General features: G+C 73.8%; 16 protein-coding genes and 1 pseudogene. 4 read left to right on the forward strand and 13 right to left on the reverse strand.

The window, feature by feature from the left end; genetic code table 11:
* Positions 1 to 183: pseudogene (locus ACFYZS_RS38375) on the forward strand (CorA family divalent cation transporter); the annotation flags it as partial.
* Here ACFYZS_RS38375 and ACFYZS_RS38380 read toward each other — a convergent pair.
* Positions 161 to 1,543, reverse strand: a complete 1,383-nt coding sequence (locus ACFYZS_RS38380) for an aKG-HExxH-type peptide beta-hydroxylase (RefSeq protein ID WP_389023594.1) — start codon at positions 1,541 to 1,543, stop codon at positions 161 to 163. The pseudogene ACFYZS_RS38375 and the gene ACFYZS_RS38380 overlap by 23 nt on opposite strands.
* On the reverse strand, positions 1,540 to 2,787 hold the full coding sequence (locus ACFYZS_RS38385) for an FxsB family cyclophane-forming radical SAM/SPASM peptide maturase (protein WP_389023597.1): 1,248 nt from the start codon (positions 2,785 to 2,787) through the stop codon (positions 1,540 to 1,542). The genes ACFYZS_RS38380 and ACFYZS_RS38385 overlap by 4 nt, the downstream gene beginning before the upstream one ends.
* 240 nt (positions 2,788 to 3,027) lie before the next feature.
* On the opposite strand from ACFYZS_RS38385, the gene fxsA reads away from it, so the two are divergent.
* From fxsA to ACFYZS_RS38400, 3 genes are all read left to right on the forward strand, one after another.
* A complete protein-coding gene (fxsA, locus tag ACFYZS_RS38390; protein ID WP_389023600.1) occupies positions 3,028 to 3,216 on the forward strand; it encodes an FxSxx-COOH cyclophane-containing RiPP peptide in 189 nt (62 codons plus the stop codon).
* Between the two features lie 163 nt (positions 3,217 to 3,379).
* Positions 3,380 to 7,066, forward strand: a complete 3,687-nt coding sequence (gene fxsT, locus ACFYZS_RS38395) for an FxSxx-COOH system tetratricopeptide repeat protein (protein WP_389023603.1) — start codon at positions 3,380 to 3,382, stop codon at positions 7,064 to 7,066.
* 65 nt (positions 7,067 to 7,131) lie between these two features.
* Entirely contained in the window at positions 7,132 to 8,148 is a 1,017-nt protein-coding gene (locus tag ACFYZS_RS38400; protein ID WP_389023606.1) for a hypothetical protein, read from the forward strand.
* On the opposite strand, the gene ACFYZS_RS38405 is transcribed toward ACFYZS_RS38400, so the two are convergent.
* The 11 genes from ACFYZS_RS38405 to ACFYZS_RS38455 all read right to left on the reverse strand — a co-directional run bounded on the left by ACFYZS_RS38405 (position 8,126) and on the right by ACFYZS_RS38455 (position 19,953).
* Positions 8,126 to 10,504 (reverse strand): hypothetical protein, encoded by a 2,379-nt coding sequence (locus tag ACFYZS_RS38405; RefSeq protein ID WP_389023609.1) that lies wholly within the window; start codon positions 10,502 to 10,504, stop codon positions 8,126 to 8,128. The two genes, ACFYZS_RS38400 and ACFYZS_RS38405, sit on opposite strands and share 23 nt — an antisense overlap.
* Positions 10,505 to 10,572: 68 nt before the next feature.
* The gene (locus ACFYZS_RS38410) at positions 10,573 to 11,625 is read right to left on the reverse strand and encodes a hypothetical protein (protein ID WP_389023612.1); all 1,053 of its coding nucleotides are present in this window, start codon (positions 11,623 to 11,625) and stop codon (positions 10,573 to 10,575) included.
* Positions 11,622 to 12,503, reverse strand: a complete 882-nt coding sequence (locus ACFYZS_RS38415) for a hypothetical protein (protein ID WP_389023615.1) — start codon at positions 12,501 to 12,503, stop codon at positions 11,622 to 11,624. The genes ACFYZS_RS38410 and ACFYZS_RS38415 overlap by 4 nt, the downstream gene beginning before the upstream one ends.
* A 90-nt stretch (positions 12,504 to 12,593) precedes the next feature.
* Positions 12,594 to 13,853, reverse strand: coding sequence for a hypothetical protein (locus tag ACFYZS_RS38420; protein ID WP_389023618.1), 1,260 nt, complete (start codon positions 13,851 to 13,853; stop codon positions 12,594 to 12,596).
* A 265-nt stretch (positions 13,854 to 14,118) separates the two neighbouring features.
* Positions 14,119 to 14,712, reverse strand: coding sequence for a DUF421 domain-containing protein (locus ACFYZS_RS38425; protein ID WP_389023621.1), 594 nt, complete (start codon positions 14,710 to 14,712; stop codon positions 14,119 to 14,121).
* Between the two features lie 36 nt (positions 14,713 to 14,748).
* Positions 14,749 to 15,081, reverse strand: a complete 333-nt coding sequence (locus tag ACFYZS_RS38430; protein WP_389023624.1) for a DUF6968 family protein — start codon at positions 15,079 to 15,081, stop codon at positions 14,749 to 14,751.
* 131 nt (positions 15,082 to 15,212) lie between these two features.
* Entirely contained in the window at positions 15,213 to 16,049 is an 837-nt protein-coding gene (locus tag ACFYZS_RS38435; protein ID WP_389023627.1) for a serine protease, read from the reverse strand.
* Positions 16,050 to 16,178: 129 nt separating this feature from the next.
* Positions 16,179 to 16,952 (reverse strand): tyrosine-protein phosphatase, encoded by a 774-nt coding sequence (locus tag ACFYZS_RS38440; RefSeq protein WP_389023629.1) that lies wholly within the window; start codon positions 16,950 to 16,952, stop codon positions 16,179 to 16,181.
* A gap of 48 nt (positions 16,953 to 17,000) precedes the next feature.
* Positions 17,001 to 17,669: an O-methyltransferase gene (locus ACFYZS_RS38445; protein ID WP_389023632.1), complete on the reverse strand. Its 669-nt coding sequence runs from the start codon at positions 17,667 to 17,669 to the stop codon at positions 17,001 to 17,003.
* 111 nt (positions 17,670 to 17,780) lie between these two features.
* Positions 17,781 to 18,845 (reverse strand): tRNA (adenosine(37)-N6)-threonylcarbamoyltransferase complex transferase subunit TsaD, encoded by a 1,065-nt coding sequence (gene tsaD, locus ACFYZS_RS38450; RefSeq protein WP_389023635.1) that lies wholly within the window; start codon positions 18,843 to 18,845, stop codon positions 17,781 to 17,783.
* 46 nt (positions 18,846 to 18,891) lie between these two features.
* The gene (locus ACFYZS_RS38455) at positions 18,892 to 19,953 is read right to left on the reverse strand and encodes a phosphatidylinositol-specific phospholipase C domain-containing protein (protein ID WP_389023638.1); all 1,062 of its coding nucleotides are present in this window, start codon (positions 19,951 to 19,953) and stop codon (positions 18,892 to 18,894) included.
* Between the last annotated feature and the right edge of the window lie 89 nt (positions 19,954 to 20,042).

The following is a 20,042-nucleotide window of genomic DNA, read 5'->3' on the forward strand; positions in this document are numbered from 1 at the left end:
AAGAAGATCTCCTCGTGGGCCGCCATCCTCTTCGCCCCCACCCTGGTCGGCACCATCTACGGCATGAACTTCGAGACCATGCCCGAACTCCACTGAGCCGCGGGCTACCCCTTCGCCATCCTCCTGATGGCCGTCGTCTGCACAAGCCTCTACGTCATCTTCAAGAAGCGCGACTGGCTGTAGGGGCCGGGGTGGGGCCCGTGGTGTTGTGCCAGGTTGCGCGGTGTTCGCGGGCGGCCGATTCGGCGCGGCGGATCGCCGATGCCGGCAGGGGGACGCGGCACAGGGCGTCCAGGGTCTCCAGCATCCGGCCGGCGAAGCGGCGGCCGAGCGGGGTGAGGCGGCCGGAGTCCAGGATCACGGCCGTCGCCTCCCGGGCTCCCGAGCGCCAGCGGGCGAAGCGGGTGTGGGCGACGGCCCGCAGGGCCGGGTCCGGCTCCGTCTCCCCCCGCCTGCCCCAGAACTGGGCGACCGCCAGGTGCGCGTACGCCCCGTGGAAGAGGCCGAGCAGCGGGCGGGGGTCGGGGCGCCACGGCGCGTAGTACCGCTCCTCGGGGTGCTGCCGACCCTCCTCGAACAGGTCGAAGAGGTGCAGCAGGGCCGCGAACTTGTTGTGCTGCATCTCGTGCGCCAGCGTCACGGCGAGGACCGTGCCGCTCGGCGGCAGCGACAGGGCCATGGAGCCGAAGGTCTCCGCACTGCTGCCGCTGACGATGCCCCGGGCCGGGGCGCGCAGGGGCACCAGGAGCCAGGATCCGGCGGCCAGTTCCGCGTAGGCCTCCGGGTGGTCGGCGCGCAGCAGCCCGCAGGCCGCCTCCGCCTGCGTCGCCCAGCGGCGCGCCTCCTGGGCGTCGGGGTGGGACGCGCGCCCCGCGGCAGCCGGGAAGGAGGGCGGGTCGAGGGTGTCGAGTACGAGGGCGGCGCCCGGGCCGAGCGTGGCCAGCGGCCTCGCCCCCCGCCAGCGGTCGCCGCCGTGGTACGGATCCCCGGTCACCGGCACCGGGGCCTGCGGGACCGGGGCGTCCGGGATCGCGAGCGAGGCCCGGCCCGCGGTCCCCACGCGCAGCTCGACCTGGTCCCCGGGGCGGGCGCCGGGGAAGTGGGCCCGGCCGAGCGAGGGGAGCGGCACCCAGGGGCCCGGCGCCGTCAGCGGCCATCGCACGCGGGCGGGTACCCGGGCGCGTACCGCCGCCGCGGCGGCGAGCGCCGTGAGCCGGTGCACCGGGGCGCCGGCCCCCTCGGGCCGCCGCGTGAGGCGGGCGAGCAGGTCGACGAGCGCGGGGCCCGCCGCGGGGTGTGTCAGTACGGCCGTCGCGGCGCCGGGATCCGCCCGGTGGGCCCTGTCCAGCAACTCCCATGCACTCTCCGACCGTTCGGCCGGCTCACCCCCGGCCTCCAGGGCGGCGCTCTTGATCGCGTACAGGCAGGCGAGGCGCCGGCTGTGCTCGGCCCGGGCGAGCAGGCGCATCGCCTCCGCTCCGCCGCCGCCCGCGGCGAGCCCGTCGAGCAGTTCGCCCGGCAGACGGTGCGGCGACGGCGTCATACCGCCTCCGCCGGCGCCGGACGGGCGGAGGCCAGGCCCGTCACGTCCCCGGCCAGCCGCCCTCGTACCCGCCCGATCAGGGCCGTCAGGTCGGCGCAGTACACGCTCGGGTTGGCGAAACCGGTGTCGTGGCGATAGCGGTTCGCGTAGTGGCCGCCGCCGCACACGGGGTGCAGCGGGCAGGCGCGGCACGTGGCGCACAGCCCGTCGGCGCCCCACTGGCGGGCGGCGATCCCGGGGTGGCGCAGCAGTTCGTCCAGGGAGTGGCGCCACACGTCGAGCCCGGTGCGCGCCGCTCCCTGGTACACGGTGCGCAGGGTGTCGTCCTGGGCGAGGGAGCCGTCGGTCTCCACCACCGCGTAGCGCACCGGGGCGAGCCCGAGGGCCTCCGTCTGGGGGGCGGCTCCGAGCAGGAGGGCCATGAGGTCGTCGAGGAGGCGGACGTTGGTCTCGCGTACGGGGGCGCCGTACCAGCGCTCGAAGACGGTCCACAGCCAGTTCGCGTACGGGGTCCGCCGCCCGGCGGGATCCACGCCGGGCGGCGGCGTGTGCCAATTGCCCAGCGGCAGCAGGAAGTCGACGGTGGGCGGGCGGTGGACGAGCAGTTCCTCGTAGGTCCGCACGGGGTCGTTGCGCAGATCGATCGTGCACAGCAGCGCCGCGAACAGCGGCCGGTAGCGGTCGGTGTCGAGCAGGCGCAGTGCGGCCTGCACCCGGGCGTGGCTGCCGCGGCCGTCGGCGCTGCGGCGGTGCCGGTCGTGGGCGGCGCGCCCGCCGTCGGTACTCACCCCGATCCGCAGGTCCAACTCGCTGAAGAGGGCGAGCCGTTGCTCGGTCAGCCGCACTCCGTTGGTCTGCAGGGCCAGGTGGAGCCGGACCCCCGCGCCGACGGTCCGGCGCAGCACGGCGACGGTGCGGGCGAGCGCCTCGTCGCCGGCCAGGAGGGGTTCACCGCCGTGCAGGACGACGCCGGCCTCCGTCAGTCCGTGCGCGGCCAGGTGCTCGGCGATCCGCTCGGCCGTACGCGTGAGGGTGGCCGGCGCCATGGCGCGCGGCTGCGTACGCCAACTCTGGTCCTGCGAGCGGTACATGTAGCAGTAGTCACAGGCCAGGTCGCAGCGGCTGTGCACCTTGAGGACGAAGGAGTGGAGCGGGTACGGAACCCAGCCGGCCGCCTCGCGCGCCAGCACGTCGGCGGCGCCCGGCCAGGGCGGCCGGCCCGGGCGCAGTGACGGTCGACTCATCCGCTCCCCCCCGAAAGCGTGCGCCGATCGGTCGCGCATCGGTACGTGCGCACTCCGTTCGTCCAGTATTCGGTTGGGGTGCGCCGACCGTCAACATCACGAACGAGCCAACGGGGGGCACGGGGAGCAGAGTTGGCGCAGTTCCGGCGCGTTCGGCGGTTGCCCCGGGGGCGAGTGGCGGCGCTACCCTGGGAAGGACACCGGCGAGCCGGTCCGCAGCGACCTCCGGGAGTGGACGTCATGACCGATGCCGAGGGCGCCGCCCCGACCCCCGCGGACCGCGACGTGGAGTCCGTCGTCCTGGACATCGCCGGGCTCTCGCCCGAGGAGGTCGCCGCCCTCCCCGACTCGGCGCTGGGCGCGGTTCTGCGCCGGGTGCGCGACACGGCGGGCGACCCCTTCGTCACCGGGTTCTCGGAGAGCCTGTGACCGGTCGCCATGCGGTGCGGCCGGCCGCGTACCGGAGCGTGCGGATCCTCCGGACGCCACGGGCGTCCGACGGGGAACGAGGGGGCGCGGCCCCTATACTTGCACCCCTGCATGCCCGTTTTGTCCACCGTCATTCGCTGTCACCTCGCCGAGCGGAGAGGTCATGCCAGACGCCAACCCCCAGCGCCACGCGGGTTCGTTCGCCGTCTTCTACACCACGTCCGAGAACCTCGGGCTGAGCACCACCCTGCGCAACGCGGCGGACATCCTCGCCGAGGGCAACCGCAGCGTGCTGCTCGTCGACGGCCGCCCCGGTGCCTCGGGGGACGGGGCCGCGGTGCCCGAACCGGGGGCCGGGCAGGTCGCCGCAGTGGGGCGCTGCGCCCCGCGCGAACTCACCGCGCTCTTCGACGACCCCGTCGCGGCACGTTACGACCACGTCCTGATCGAGGCGCCCGTCCCGGCGGCTCCCGGCGACGAGGCTCCCGGCAGGCTGGTGGAGTTCGCCGACGCGCTCGTGGTCTGCTTCGCCCTCACGGCCTGGTCCATCGACGGCGCCGCCGCCCTCGCCGAGGAGCTGTCCGGCCGCCGCGCCGACCGGCCCGTACGGCTGCTCACCCTCGGCCTCAAGAGCGACATCGGGGTGCACGACCGGCTGCGCGAAGGGCGCGAGCGGGTGCGCCGCAAGTTCTCGGCGCTCGCCCTGGCCCGCGGCGCGGCTGAATACCCCTTCCTGGAGATCCCGTACAACCCCCTCTACCTGGACAGCCGAAGCCTCGCCGTCGAGACGGAGGACGCGGGCAGCGTCGTGGGCCTGCGCCCCGCCTACGAGCAACTCGCCGACTGGCTCCGCGCCCGCCGCGAGGCCCGGCTCACCGAAGCCACCGTCGTCCACTCCGGGCGGCACGTCGCCTGGGCGGCCTGGCTGCGCGACCGGCTCGGCGAGCGCGGGGTGCGCACCGAGCTGCGCAGGGTCGACACCTACACGGGAGAGCGTCCCGGGACCGGCACGGCCCTGCTCTTCCTGTCACCGGGCGACGCGGACGACGCCCTCCTCGCGCAGATCGGCGCCCTCTCCCACACCGACGTGCGGATCGTCCTGGTCGACGAGGCCTTCCCGAACGCCGAGGCCTCGCACCACGAGCGCATCGACCTGCGCGACACCACCGAGGACGAGGCGCTGCGAATCCTGTACTCCGGCCTCGGACTGGGCCCGGGGCGGCCCCGCGAGGGCGCCACCGGCGCGCGTTTCCCGCGGCTGCCCGAAATCACCAACATCACCTCGCGCCGCGGCGGCTTCACCGACCGCGACGACCTGCTCACCTCCCTCGAAGAGCAGTTGCGGGAGGCCGGCCGCGACGGCGCGGCCCTGGTGCTGCACGGTCCCAGCGGCTGGGGCAAGAGCGAGACCGCCCGCGAGCTGTGCCATCGCCACGGCCCCGGGTACGACGTGGTGTGGTGGGTGCGCTCCTGGGACCCGCAGCGCCTGCGCAGGAGCCTGATCCGGCTCGCGGGGCGCCTCGGCACGGCCGAGGACCGGCTCGGAGCCGTCGCCGCCGAAGGGGACATCTCCCCGCTCCTCAACCGCCTCTCGCGCCCCGACACCGAGAACAGCTGGCTGATCGTCTACGACGGGGCGACGGACCCCGCCGAACTGAACGGGCTGCTTCCGATCCCGCACGAGCGCGGCCATGTGCTGGTCACCAGCCGCGTCTCCCCGGCCCGGGACGAGCCCGACGACACGCGCCCGCCGTACCTGACGTCCTGCGCCATGCCGGCCATGACCCAGGCCGAGAGCTGCGACCTGCTGAGCGAACGGCTGCCGGAGCTCACCACCGACCATGCCCAACAGGTCGCCGGGATCGTCGACTTCGTCCCGCTCCCCCTGCAGCTGGCCGCCCGCTGCCTCGCCGAGCGGGCCGCCTCCCACCGGCGTGAGGACCACATGACGCCGGACGCGGCGGCCCGCGCGGCCGTCGCGGACCTCCTCGCCCAGTACCGGGCCGGCAAGACGGAACTCCTCGGCGAGAGCGCGACCGGGGCCGTGTCCTCCCTCGCCGTCATGGTGCACGTCGCCCGGCAGTTCGCCCGGTTCACCCCGGGCGCCGCCGCCTGGCGTACCGAGCGTCCCGCCGCCGACGCGCTGGACTGGCTGCTTCAGGCCGCCTCCCTGCTCACCGGGCGCGGCATGGGCCTGGAGCTGCTCCGCTCGCGCCGCCTCCTGTCCGAACTGGCCCGCGACGACTCCTCCGGACCCCTGCCCCCCGATGGCGACGGCGGCGTCCGCCACCCCGACCAGGTGCAGCTTCCCGACGAGCACATGGTGAGCGTCGCCCTCTGGGCGCTCGCCCAGGTCGGCCTGCTCGACGTCGAGTTCGACCGCCGGGACCAGCCCCTGACGCAGCACCACGCGCTGCGCGACCTGATCCGGGGCGGCATGGACGCGGAGGCCCGGGAGCGCATCGAGTCCGTCCTGCGCGGTGTCCTGGCCGAGTACGTGCGACAGGACGAGGACCTGCCTCCCGACTGGGCGCGCGAGGTGTACTCGCTCAGACTGTGGGAGGACGACCGGCCCCGCGTGCGCCGCTCGCTGCTCCGGCACCTGCAGGCGCTCGGCGCCCGCGCCGAGAGCACCGACCTCGCCCGCCTCCTCGACATCGCCGGACGGGCCCGCGAAGCGTGGTGGACCGACGGGGACGAGCCGACGCCCGAGTACCTGCGCCTGCTCAACCTCACCGCCCGCGCCCACCGCCTCGCCGGTGCGTACGACACGTCCCGCGCGCTCTCCCGGGAGGCCCTGCGCGGCCACCGCAGGCTCCTCGGCCTCGTCCACCCCCGCACCCTGCTCTCGGCCGACTCGCACGCCGCGACCCTGCGGGCCCTGGGCCGGTTCCAGGACGCCTTGATGGAGCTCCGGCCCTCCGTGGAGGGCCTGACCCTGCTGCTCGGACGCCAGCACCCCGCGACCGTCCAGGTCGAGCACAACCTGGCCCTCAACGAGGCGCTCACGGGACGCGTCGCCGCCGCCCTCGGCAGGGTCCAGGAGCGCTTCCGCTACCAGCAGGCCGTCAAGGGCAAGGACGACCCGGCCGCCTGGGCCGAGGCGGACCTGCTCGCCTACCTGTACCGGGCGATGGGGCGTGACGGCGAAGCCCGGGACCTGCTGCGCCAGCGGCTGCGCCGGCACGGCGACGTCTGGGACGGGGCGCGGCTGAGGACGGAGGTCGGCCTCGCCGTCAGCGAGCGCCGCCTCGCCGACGGCTTCCCCGCCGCCAAGGACCCCCGCTACGGGTACGAGATGGCCCACGAGCGCGATCTGCGCGCCTTGAAGCTGTACGTCAGCCGCTTCGGCGCCGACCGGATCGACACCCTGCGCTGCCAGTTCAGCTACGCGGCCGACCTGCACGCCCTCGGCAAGGCGGACGAGGCGGAGCTCCAGGCGCGGCTGTGCGGCAACTCGCTGGCCGAACGGTTCGGCGTGGCGCACCCCTACACCGCGCTCAGCGACGTCCGCCACGGCGTCTACCTGCGGGCGACGGGCGACCTGGCGTCCGCGGAGGCGACCGGCCGCCACTCCCTGACCCGGCTCGCCTTCAAGCTCGGCCAGGCGCACGCGTGGGTGGCCGCCGCCGAGAACTCCCTCGCCGCCACCCTCGCCGCGGCGGGCCAGACGGAGGAGGCCGCCGAGCTCGCCCGCAGCGCCCTGGACCGGCTCCGCGACCTGGGCATCGCCCACCGGCCCGACGGTCGGCGGGTGAAGGCGCACCACGCCCGCCTCACCGCGTCGGGCACCTCCCGCCCGGTCCCGCAGTCGGGCTTCGACATCGATCTGGAGCTGCCCGGACTGTAGGACTTCGAAGGGACCTGTAGGAACCTGAACACCCATAGGAACCCGAACCGAAAGGCGACGTGCACGTGGCAGCCCCCGCACCGCATGGCACCCAGACGCTGACGGAGCACCACTGGGCTCCCGAACGGCACGGCCGGATAACCTCGTTGTGCGAGGAGGCGGTCGCCTCGACCCCCGGGATCAGGTCGCTGTCCCACTTCGGCAACGGCATCCTCGACTTCGTGATCTGCCGCGCCGAACGGAGCCCCCTCGGCGCCATGATCGGCGACCCCGGCGACGAACGGGACGAGGAGTCGCTGTCCGGCAGCCGGCTGCTGCTCTCCGCCCAGGACGTCGGCGTTCTCCTGCAGCCGCTCGGCACCGGAGAGCTGATGCGCACCGTCGTCGCCAACAGGGGGGGCTCCCTGTGGGGCGGGCGCGTCAAGCCCGGCGAGTACCTGGCCGCGGTCGCCGACACGGCCGACAGCACCGACGCCATGGACACCGCCATGAACGCCCTGGTCACCCGGATCCGTACCGAGGTGCACCGGCTCTCCGACGAGCTGCCCGGCGGAGACCCGGCGGCCAAGCCCGGTCTCTCCTCCGTCGACGGCGGACGCACCCCGCTGCGCGTCGACTTCGGTACGGCCGCCACGCCCGAGCCCGCCTACGAGGAGCGGCTGCGCGCCCTGTGGCTCGGCCATGTGAACACCACCGACCTGCAGTACGCCGCCTACTACCGCGACTGGACCCTGGTGTGCGCGGGCGACGTCTTCGAATCGGACGACCTCGGACCGAAGTTCCTGAGCGTCAGCGTCCGCACCCGGCGCAGCGCCTACCGCGAGCTCTCCAGGAGCCTGCGCGGCCATCTGATACGCCTCGCCGACGCGCTGGGCCTGGTCGCCCCGGCTCAGGCGGGCCTTCCGGCCGTGGAGCGGCTGATCCTGGACGTGCAGGAGGGCGCGGTGTACCTCGTCTGGATCTCGCCCCGCGAGTTCCTCGTCGGTGTCACCCTCGACCAGACCCAGGTCGCCAACGCCGACGCGCAGCTGCAGCGGCTCGCGGGCGCGGTACGGGGGCTCACGACACCCCCGCCGCGCTGAGCGTGCCCCACACCTCCTCCGCGAGCACTTCGACGGTACGGGCCGCCGTCAGCGGGTGAGGGGGGCCCGGGCTGCCCAGCAGATGCACCGGAAGGACCTCGACCGCGCTCTCGTACTCCCGGCAGATCCTGCGCAGTTCGTTCCACTGGCGCTCGGTCGGCGCACCGGGCACGGCGGCGCGGTGCCAGGCCGCCACCGCGCCGCGGAAGTTCTCGGTCAGCGCACGGACCAGCGTGGCGCAGCCGAGCACGCCGAGCTCCGCCGAGGTCGCCGTCGTACGCCGTTTCACGGCCTTGCCGGCGACGCGCCGGGTGACGGTGTCGAGCACCGCGAGCGCCTCCTGGAACCGGCTCCGTACCGGTCCCGGCAGATCCAGGGCGGCCGGCTCCGGCTCGGGCGGGCCCTCGACGAGCAACGGCGCCGGCGCTCCCGGCGAGGACGCGGTCCGCTCGCCGGCGGCCGGCAGGGCACGCCGCCGGGGCTCCGGGGCCCACGAGGTCATCGCCCGGCGCAGCTCGGCGAGTTCGGCGGTCTGCTGCTCCAGGTCGCGGCGCATCCGCTCGCCGAGCTGGACCAGGCCCTCCTCGCGGCGCCCGTCCGCGAGCCGCCCGTCCAGCTTCCGCAGCGCCTTGTCCACGCTCTCCGCGAAGCCGCCCTGCCGGTACACCAGCGGCCGCGAGCCCAGCGAGCGCCCGAGGCGGTCCTGCATGGCCTGCGAGACGTGGCCGTTGACGACGAGCAGCACCTCGCACCGCCCCGGACGCACCGCACTGCGCAGGCCGTGCACCTGGGCGGCGATCCGCTCGGCGTCGTCGGCGACGAGGACGGAGCGGGTGAGGATCACCGCGAGGTAGGCGTTCGGCGCGGGAGAGAGCCAGTGCAGCACCTCCTCGCGGCTTCCCGGCGGGGACGACAGCCGGACCGGGACCGGATCGCGCGAGGCGATCCGCCACTGGCCGATGTCCAGGGCCTTGCGGACGTCCGCCTCGACCTGGCGCCGGGCGACCCCCTCGTGCAGATCGCGCACCGCCTGCAGCACCCTGGCGGCCGGCACCTCCCGTACCGCGCCCGGGCCGCCTTCGAGCCGGTCCTTGTCCTCGACGAGCTGCCAGGCCTGGCGGCAGGTCTTGAGGACCTCGCGGGGCACCCCTTCCGTCAGCTCGTACAGCAGCCGCAGGGCCTCCGCGTCGAACGGGCCGGCCGACCCGTCGGGCGACGCGCCGCGGGACCCCCCGCGGGACCCTCCGGGGGACGCGCTCCCGCCCCGGCCGGCGTGGACGTACGCGGCGACCAGTTCGCCGGTGAGCCGTTCGTCGAATCCGCTCGGCCACAGCTGCACCAGCCGCTCGTGCACGCTCTGCCGGAGCTCCCCCAGCCCGCTCGGAGAGACGCAGAAGACCAGCAGGCCGCCGCGGCTCGCGTAGATGTTGACGAGCCGTTCGAAGGCGTCCATGAACGTGCGCCGGTGCTCGTCGCGCCACTCGAGCACCTTTTCCAGGGAGTCGATCAGGAGGGCGTACGGCTTGCCGACCCGGCCGTGCAGGACGGCCTGCACCGCCAGCGTGTCGAACACCCGGTCGATGCCGGCGGGGTCCTCGTGTCCGCCCTGTCCCGCGGCGGGTCCGATGGCCTCGGTGATGCCGCGCTCACGCAGCGGCTCGGCGGGCTCGCCGCCGTTCAGCCACTCCCACACCATCCTGTTGAACGACGGGTCCTGGAGCAGCGCCAGTGCGGTGGCGAAGCGGCGGTGCTCGGTGACCTCGCCCAGCGTGCCGCGCAGATCCGCGTGGATCACCTCGGGGTCGTAGCGCAGTGCCGACACCACCTTGTCCGGGTCGAGACTGCCGCCCCGCAGCCCCGCCGCGATCTCGCCGAGCGCGCCCAGTCGCGCATCGCTGCCCTGGGTGTCGACGCGGTTGGCGGTCGCGTACGCGTAGTAGTTCCGGACCAGTTCCTCGAAGGCGCGCTTTCCCTGGGGCGTGTCGCCGGGGCCGCGTAACCGGTCCCGGTACATCCGCCCCATGTCCTGCACCGGCTCGTCCATGATCCACATGGCCAGTGGGTCCGGCAGCCCGCTCAGATCCGCGTACACCTTGCGCAGCGCATGGCTCTTGCCCAGACCGAACTCGCCCACCAGGGCGATCACCCTGCCGCGCCGGCCCCCGGTCGGCCGGCTGCCGAGGTAGTCGTCGACCAGAGCGGTGAGCTCGGCGGTGGTCGGCGTCCCGATCGTCGCGTTGCCCGAGTCCGCCGCCTCGACGGGCACGTTCCCGAGGTCGGCCGATGGGCCGAGGCGCACGACCGGACTGAGGGGGAAGGGGTTGCTGTGCCAGATGTCTCCACTGTCTGGGGCCACGGCGGGCACTCCTCGTGTTTCCGATGACGGCGATCCGAGCGGCGGGCGGGTGGGGACGCGGGGGCGGGTCAGGGGCTCGCCGGCGGGGCGGGACCGTCGGGCGGGGAGTCGTCGGCCGGCGCACCGAACAGGCTCTCCCTGGCCTCGCGTCTGAGCCGCTCGGCGTGGTGGCTCAGCTCGTGCGCCGTGATCCGGACCGGTTCGCCCGCGCGTATCTGGTGTTCGGCCGCGGCGTGGTAGACGAGCCGCAGCTCCCTCACGTCGACGGGCTCCCACTCGGTCAGGAGCGTCGCGTCCGGGTCGGGGTGGCCGGAGCGGGCGGCCTGGCTGAACGCCACCCTGTCCTCCCCCTTCAGGTGGCCGAGTTCGAGGTGCGTGACCGCGGGATGCCTCACCACCTCCTTGACCACCTCCTTGGCCCGGTAGGTCGCTCCGTGGCTGATCTCGACGAAGAGGACGATCCGGCTGCGCGCGTGCTTCAGGCACGTCAGGAGGAACTCGCTGCGCACGCCCGGGTCCTTCCAGGCGATGTGCGGCACGATGACGAAGAGGAGCGCGTCCTGCTGCTCCAGGAGCTCGCTGATCGCCTCGAACGCCTCGCCCGGGGGCCATTTGGAGATGCCCGTGTCGACGTGGGTGAGTTTCGCGCGCAGCTCGCCGACGACCTGCTTGACGATGCCGGCGTTGATGGCGGGAATGGTGGCGAACCGGCCGTTGTCGTCCAGGCTGATGACGTCGCCGATGTTGTCGTAGCCGGCCGTCATCGCGACGACCTGGTTCAGGGGCGGGTCCGGGTCCATCCGCTCGATGTGCTTCTGCGCCTCGTGGACGCACCGGTGGATGAGGGTGGTCTTGCCCATGCCGATCGGGCCCGTCACCACCACCAGGGAACCGTAGTTCACCCCGCTGTCGACCACGTCCGGGAGCCTCTCCAGCCACTTCCGGAAGACGTCCACCTGCGCCTTGGCGTGATCGACGTCCACCCACTGCTCGCAGTGGCTCGTTTCGCTCCAGGGCACCAGCGGGTAGTCGACCCGGGGCGGGGACTCGGCGTTGCGCAGGGCCTGCCTCTTCTTCGGTACGCGCACGCTGTACGGGTTGTGCTGCGGAGGCACCGTCATGCGGCCGCTCCCGGGGTCGTGCGAGCCAGCCGCTCGCGTGCGGTACGCCATCTCCAGTGGAACGCGCGTCTGTTGAGGTCCGACACGTCGCTCAGCTTACGGTCCACGGACTGCCGTTCCTCCTGCGCCCGCCGGGTACGCGCATCGGTTCCCAGCCGCCGGTCGCCGCTGAACTCGGGCAGCGGCGAGGCCAGCGGCAGTTCGTCCGCCAGCCGGCGGGCCTGCGCCCGCCGCGCGCCGGGCGCGCCGACCTGGGCGAGGGCTCCGCTCAGCGCCTCGCGCGCGGCCAGCACCGCCGTGTGGTCCGCCGCCGGATCGTCCTCGTAGTTCCTGAGGTATTCCCGGGCAGCCGACCGGAAGGAGGTCCTGCCGCTCTCCAACTGCTGCTTCAGCAGGCGGCGTTCGGTGGAGACGCGCTCCCAGGCCTGTCCGCCGAGGGGCAGCAGGGCGCCCACCGCGAGGAGGGGGAGCGAGGTCAGGAAGGTCTCGAGCCAGCCACCCTCCGCCTTCTTCTCCTCGGCTGCGGCCCCCGGGGTGTCGGAGGCGGCCCCCATCAGCGCCGAACAGGCCCGGGCGAAGTCGCCCTGGCGGTGCACGGACCACTCCTGCGGTGTCATGCGCCGGGAGGAGGCCGCGGGCAGGACGGATTCCGCGGCCATGGCGGAGCCGGGGGCCGACGCCCCGGGCTGGAGGAGGCCGAGGCGGGTGGCGGCCGTGACGAGATCCGCCCGGTGGGAGGCGTCGAGGCAGTACACGAGCTGGACGTCGCGCTCCTTGGACCCGGCGGGCGCGGCGAACGCCGGGGCGGCCGCCGCCAGCACGAGGACCACGGCGGCGATCCCGAGCCCCCTCCGTCCGTGACGCGTTCCCTGCCTCATGCGCACCCTCCCCGTCCGGCCGCTGCCCCGCGCCGCTCCTCGACTCTTCCCCTGGGCCCCGCATGGTCGCCGCCACCGCCCCGGCGGTGGTCAGGCGGGCGACCGCCCCTTGGCCAGCGGCTCCCGCTCCGCTCTCCCGGAGGGACGCTCCCCGCCCGCGCCGAGTTCCGGGCCGAGTTCCGGGCCGCCGCGCCGGCGCCACAGCCGTGGTGGATGGTCGAGCAGCACCTGCGAGGTGCCGTGGAGCAGGTTGACGACCAGCACGGCGGGGCCGACGACCGAGACCGTGCCGGGGAAGTCGCGTTCCAGGGCGAGGGCGATGAGAACGGCCGTGATGCCGTTCTGCTGGCCCAGTCCGAGTGCGATCCGGTCCCGGCGCTCCAGTCCCCGTACGAACAGGGGCATGACGCCCAGGGCGACCACCGCCTGCGCGCCGAACGCGGCCACGCCGAGGGCCAGTCCGGGCAGGAGCGCCACTCCCTGGGCCAGGAACAGGCCGAGCGCCAGGAACGCGGCCAGATAGGCTCCGGCGACGGCCCGGTCGACGATCTTGTCGAACGCCCCCGTACGGACGACCAGACCGGCCAGCGCCACCGCGAGCATCAGCATGCCGGCCGCGGCGAGCGCGAGCATCGCCACCACCAGTGCTCCGGTGAGGACGGCCTCGGTGCGCCGGCCCGGCGGCGTGCCCGCGAGCGCCGCGGCCGCCTCCCTCGAACCGGCGAGTGCCCGCAGCGCCCGGCGCCCCGCCCACCACAGCAGGAGCACCCCGGCGAGCAGCGCGGCGTTGAGGAGCAGGCCGCTCACATAGCCGCCGGCCCCGCCGCCCGCGACGGCCGGTGCGCCCTCGTGCCCCGCAGCCGTGTAGGCGTAGGCCGCGACGTACAGCGTCAGCAGCACCGTCATCGGGTCGTCGAACGAGGCCCATGCCGTGAGCAGCGACCGGGCGCGCGGCGACATGCGCTCGCCCTTGGCGAGGGCCGCGACGGACAGCGGATCGATCTGGGCCACCGCGATGCCGAGCACCAGGTACTCGGGCCGGTCGAACACCAGCACCATCACGCCCGCGATGAGGGAGGCCTTCAGCACGACGCCGAGCGTCACGGCCGCCACCACGCCGGACAGGTCCGAGCGCAGGGCCCCGAGATCGATCGAGTACGTGGATCCGTACAGGCCGACGGCGAGCAGGAGCCCCGTGCCGTAGAGATAGCCGCCGCCGGCGACCAGTGCCGCCGGCTGCGTGAACAGCCCGATCGTCACGCCGACCACCAGCGCGCCGAGCCCCCCGATCACGACTCCGGGGACCGCTTGCGGCAGCTGCCAGGAGCGGACACGTCCGAATCTCGCCACAGCCTCTCTCCCCCCTCGCGGCCCACGAACGTCGCTCTCCACCCCCACGCGTCGGCGCCGCGGAGCCAGGTAAATCGTAGGGGGCGCGGGCACCGGATCGATAGCCGGACTCCCGCCTTCTGTACGGGAGTTGACTCTTCGAGCCGAACGGACGACACAAGATGGCGCACCCCGACCGATTCCGCGCGCTCTTGCCAGGAAGATGCCCGGTCCGGGGCGTCGCCGAACGCCGGCCCGAAGGCCGTCTCGGCGCCGGCGCCGGCGTCTACGGGAACGGGGGACGGCGCAGGGCGTCCACCTTTTCCTCCAGGATGGCCAGGGCCGCTTTCAGGGCGGCGATGTCGGACTTGTCCGCCGACTGTTCGGGTTCCGCCAGTTGGACCACCAGGGCGCCGCCCGGCTCCAGGGTGACCTCCTTGGTTTCCGTGACGTCGTCGCCGCCCTGGTGGCGGACCGCCGCGTCCAGGTCCGCGCGGCGCAGGCCGTTGCGGCGGATCACCGCGGTGAGCCAGTGGCCGTCACGGGCCAGGGTGGTGGGGGTGCCCTCCAGGAGGCGGCCCAGCCACTCGTAGCGGGCGGCCGCCCTGACCACCACGTTGTTGGCCGCGAGCAGTACGGCCGCGCCGAAGGCCGCCCCGAGGACCGAGTCGTCCGGGCCGATCACGGCGTTCTGCACGACGTTGGCCAGCAGCAGCATGACCACCAGGTCGAAGGTGCTGAGTTGGGCGAGCTGGCGTTTGCCGACGATCCGGAGCAGCACCAGGATCAGTACGTAGACCCCGATGGTGCGCAGCGCCTTCTCCAGGTACGGGATGTCGCCGTGCAGGAAGGGCGTGAGGGCGTCGTGGGCGGCGTGCACCCCGCCCACGCTGGCACATCCGGCACGGCCGCTGCGTCAGCGACCCGCCGTGGCCGAACGGACCAGGACCTCGGCCGCGGTCAGCCCGCTCTCCCCGCCCCAGGTGAAGGTGAGGCCGCGCTCCTGCGCGGCCTCGGTCAGCCGCCTGCCCAGCACGTCCGTGGCCAGGGCCAGGGCCTGGATCCCGTCCACCCCGTGGATCTCGTACGTGCTCTCGTACAGGCCATCGAGCCGGCAGGGGCAGATCCAGTCGCCGGCCGGGTCCGGATCGGGGTACGGGGCGCCCAGCCGGAGGGTGACGGGGAAGGTTTCGCCGTCCGGCGTGACCGCTTCGAGGGGGCGGGTCGCGATGGTCGCGTGGTTCTTCATGCGTTCGGCCTTCGGTCGACGGGTCGGCTGATCGACTGGGTGGGGCCAGTTTCCCTCGGTCTCCGTCGGTTGCGCGTATGGCCGGCCGCCCGCCCCGGCGAGGAGGCGGGCGGCCACGCGGCCCTCCCGCCTTACGGCTTCGGCAGGGTGCAGCCCGCGCGGGTCAGGTCGATCTTGTTGCCCGCGCCGACGCACGCGGCGATGATGTAGGTCTCCTGGGCGTAGTTGATGCCCTGCCGGACGGTGACCTTGCCGGTCTCGTCCACCTCGCACGGGTTGTTGTCCGTGCAGCGCTGCCCGTCCTCATTGCCCGTGTTGTTGACCGCGACGACCTTGCCCGTCGCCGTGTCGATCACCGGGGAGCCCGAGGTTCCGCCGATCGTGTTGCAGGACGAGGTGTAGCGGACCGAGTCCTTCCAGGTCCACTCGCCCTCCTTGAGGCGGTACGCGAAGCCGTCCACGTTGCAGCTGTAGGTCCGCTTCCAGTACCCCGACACGACCTTGATCGCCGTGCCCTGCACCGGGTGGGCGTCGTTCAGGGTGAGCGCGGCGATGCCGTACTGGCTCTGGATCTGCGCGTACGTCTTGGTCAGCTGGTAGATCGAGATGTCCGTGTCGGTCATCGTCGCGTACGCGATCTTGCTGGCCCGCAGCGTGGCCACGCGCGATCCCGACGCGTTCAGCAGCGAGAACGAGCGGCTGGACGACTGGTCCTTGATGACCTCGCCCGGCCCCGGGAAGCCGGACTCGATGCAGTGCCCGTTGGACAGGACGAGCGCGGGGTCGTTCGGCTGGGAGCCGGGGACGCGGACGACGGAGCCGGAGCAGTTGCTGAGCGCGACGGTGCCCGCGTAGTTCACGGCGACGGCCGCCGCCGCCTTGTCCTGGGGTGTTGACGCCACGGCCGGTGCTGCCGCCGCTCCTATCAGGAGCAGCGAGAGCACGGCGCCGACGAGAGGCTTGCGCATGTGGGGGTTCCCCTCTGATGACGATGCAACCGAAGATCCTCCGGTTGTCATGTGCATTGTTGGGACACGCGCATCAACAGGCAAGGATGTGGCCAGAGTTGGCGGGTTTCAGGCTTCGCAGGACGCCCGTCAGCGCAGGAGGCGGTCCCGGAGCAGGGCCGCCGTCGCCGGGGTGATCCCGACGCGCGTCGTGAGGTACTCGGCCGGGGAGCCGTAGCGCGTGGTCAGGTCGGCGAGGACGAGGGACAGGATCCGCGCCGGGGCGCGGCCGTACGAGGGCCAGCGCATGGTGCGGCCCGGGTTGGCGGCGTGCCAGTCGGCCGTGAGGCGGGCGGTCGCCAGCTCGGTGAGCGCGAAATCGGCCAGGATCTCCTCCTCGGACACGTCGAGGAGGGTCAGGACGAACGCGGCGATCAGACCGGTGCGGTCCTTGCCGGAGGTGCAGTGGAAGACCGTCGGGCCGGGACCGGCGGCGATGAGCTCGAGGGCCCGGCGGATCTCGTCGGCGCCGTCCTCGGTCACCTCGGCGAACCGGTCGGCCAGGTACCGCCAGGGGTCGATGTCCGGGTCGATCGCGGCCTGGTCGTACGGGCGGTGCTCGATGCTGAGGTTGGCGTACGTGAACCGCTCGGGCTCGGGGATCCGACCCTTGGCCTCGATCTCCCAGGGGTAGCGCAGGTCGATGACCGTGCCTATGCCGAGGCCGAGGAAGCGGTCCCAGTCGGCCCGGGCCTCGGCCCCCGCCAGTTTGCCCAGGGAGTCGGACCGGTAGAGCGCGCCCCAGGCGACCGTACGGCCGTCGGCGGAGCGGTAGCCGCCCAGGTCGCGGAAGTTGTGCAGGCGTTCGAAGTCGATGTGGCGGCGGTGCGGGGGCGTGCGCGTACCGGTGTTCGGGTCGGACAACTGGGGCTCCTCCGTGTGCGGTTGAACCCCAGGATGCCCGATCGCCCCTCAGTGCTTGCGCGCGAGCGTGAGGCCGTCCGCGATCGGGAGCATCACCGACTCCATGCGCTCGTCGGCGCGCACGTGCGCGTTGAACTCCCGGATGGCCAGGGCGTTGCCCTCGGCGCCGGCGTCCACCGCCTCTCCCCCGTACAGGACGTTGTCGGCGAGGATCAGCCCGCCGGGCCGCAGGCGCGGCACGAGCTCGTCCCAGTACGCGCGGTAGCCGGGCTTGTCGGCGTCCAGGAACACCAGGTCGATCACCGGCTCCTGCGGGAGCGCGCGGAGCGTCCGAAGCGCCGGGGCGATCACGAGCTCGATCCGGTCGCCGACCCCCGCCGCCTTCCAGGCCTCCTGGGCGATCGACGTCCACTCCTCGGAGACGTCGCAGGTCAGCACCCGCCCGCCCGGAACCAGGCCCGCGGCCAGGGCCAGCGTGGAGTAGCCGGTGAAGGTGCCGACCTCGACGATCCGGCGGGCGCCGATCATCTTGCCCAGCAGGGTGAGGAGGACGGCCTGCTCGTGCGGGACCTGCATCTGCGCCTCGCGGCCGAGCTCGCGGGTCCGCTCGATCAGCTCCTCCTGGACGGGGCTGCGCGGCTCGGCCTGCGCGATCAGGTACGCGTACACCTCGGGGGTGAGGTGCACCGTCTTCACTTCGTCGACGTCCCTGTCCATGCCGTACGTCCCTTCACGAGTCCCGTGTGCAGGCCTTCGGGACTGCCCAACGACACCGCACCCGCCCGGCAACGGCCCGTCCTCCCGGGCAGCCGCCCTGCCGGCCGGCCGTCAGGCCACCGGGTGGAGGGCCGCGTACTCCAGGGGGGCCGACGGGTCGATCGTGACCGTGAGCGGGGCCGGCCGCGCGTCCGCGCGGACCAGGAGGTCGCCGATCGCCGCGATCATCGCCCCGTTGTCCGTGCACAGCGTCATCGGCGGCACCCGCAGTTCGATCCCCGCCGAGGCGCAGCGCCGCTGCGCCAGGGCCCGGACGCGCGAGTTGGCCGCCACCCCGCCGACCACCACCAGCGTCTTCACCCCGTACGCCGTGCAGGCCTCGACCGCCTTGCGGGTCAGCACGTCGGCCACCGCCTCCTGCAGCGAGGCCGCCCCGTCGGCGACCGGCAGCCGCTCCCCGCGCTGGCGGTGGCCCTCGGCCCAGCGGGCCGCGGCCGTCTTCAGCCCCGAGAAGGAGAAGGAGTACGCGTACGGGTCCTGCCCGCGCGGCCCGCCCGTCAGCGGACGCGGGAACGGGACCGCCTTCGGGTCGCCGCCCCGCGCCGCCCGGTCGATGGCCGGCCCGCCCGGGTACGGCAGGCCGAACACCCGGGCCACCTTGTCGAAGCACTCCCCGGCCGCGTCGTCCAGGGTGTCCCCGAGGTGCAGGATCGGCTCGCGCACGAGGTCCCGCACGAGCAGCAGCGAGGTGTGGCCGCCCGAGACGATCAGCACCACGCAGGGTTCGGGCAGCGGCCCGTGCTCCAGGGTGTCGGCGGCGACGTGCCCGGCCAGGTGGTGCACCCCGTACAGCGGCACGCCCAGCGCGTAGGCGAGGGTCTTGGCCCCGGCCAGTCCGACCTGGAGCGCGCCGGAGAGGCCGGGGCCGGTGGTGACGGCCACCGCGTCGAGCTGATCGGCCCGCAGCCCGGCCTGCTCCAGGGCCCGTCGCACCACCGGGCCGAAGGCGTGCAGATGGGCGCGGGCCGCGATCTCGGGGACCACCCCGCCGAAGCGGGCGTGCTCGTCCATGCTCGACGCGACGGCGTGCGCGAGGAGCCGGCCGCCCCGCACGATGCCCGCGCCCGTCTCGTCGCAGGAGGACTCGATGCCGAGCACCACCGGAGAACCCGCCATCACACCTGCACCCGACCCTTATTGCGAATAGTTCGCAATAAGGGTACTAGCCGCGCGGGACCACCGTGGCCAGTACGGACGGCAGCGGGTACCAGTCCGCCGAGGCGATGGACGCGTGGTGCGCGGCCATCAGGTCGACCCGGTCCCGGGCCTGCGCCTCGGTCGGGTGCACCCCGTCGATGGCGGGCGCCACGCCGGCGGCGTCGGTGGCGATCAGCAGGTAGTGGTTGCGGTCGTACCAGGCGGTGTCGATCGAGCCGCCCGCGTACGCGCTCGCGTCCCCGTCGAAGACCACGAACCAGGGGCGCAGCGCCGCGTCCGCGTACCGGGCCCGCGGGTCGCCGGCCTCGGCCCGGTGCACGGCGGGGAAGGCGGCCGCCTGGTCGAGCCGGCCCGCGGCGGCGAGGGAGCGCAGGTACTGGGCGTACTCCCGGTCGGTCCACAGGGTGTCGTTCGCGTTGCCCTCCTCCAGCGTGCCGGGGATCAGCTCCACCAGGAACTTCCCGGCCATCGCGGCGCGGGTCGGCCAGGCGCCGGCCCGGGCGGCGGTGTCCAGGTCGGGGTGGCCGGCGGCGAGCCGGCCCGGGCGGTAGAGGGCGTCGCCGAGCTTCGAGTTCAGCAGCGCGTCGAGCTCGGCCGGGCCGCGCCCGAGGTTGGCGGCGAAGCCGTCCTTGAGCTCCAGCTTGAGGACGACCGGGCGGTGGCCGGGGTGGGCGTCGTGCCAGCTGCGGATGTCGGAGAGGCAGCCCGCGAGGTTCTGGTTGCGGGACTTGGTGCGCAGCTGGCCGGGGCTGGTGGCGTTCTCGCAGTTGTTGTCGTTGCCGAAGGGGTTGTCGTGGGAGACCCGAAAGGAGCTGCCGAAGAAGTTGGTCCACACGTCGAGCTCCAGCATCGCCGCGCCCGAGTCCAGCGCGTCCGCGAAGTACGGGTACTTGGCCTTCTCGTACGCGTTGTGCACACCGACGCCGGTCGATCCCGCGTACGGGAGGTCGGCGGCGGTCCCTGCCGGCCCGGCCCCGGCGGCCCCTGCCGGGGCCGTACCGAGTACGAGGGCCAGGGCCGCCAGGCCCGCCGTCACCGCGCCCGCCATCCGGTTCCGCAATCCCATGTTTTCGGCTCCTGTCCGCCCGGTGGATGCACTGCGTCGCAACTCGCCGCGAGGGTAGGCCAGTTGGGTGACGGGCGGAAGGACGGCGG

The organism is Streptomyces sp. NPDC001903 (genome assembly GCF_042891345.1).
In the GTDB taxonomy this organism is placed as follows: Bacteria; Actinomycetota; Actinomycetes; order Streptomycetales; family Streptomycetaceae; genus Streptomyces.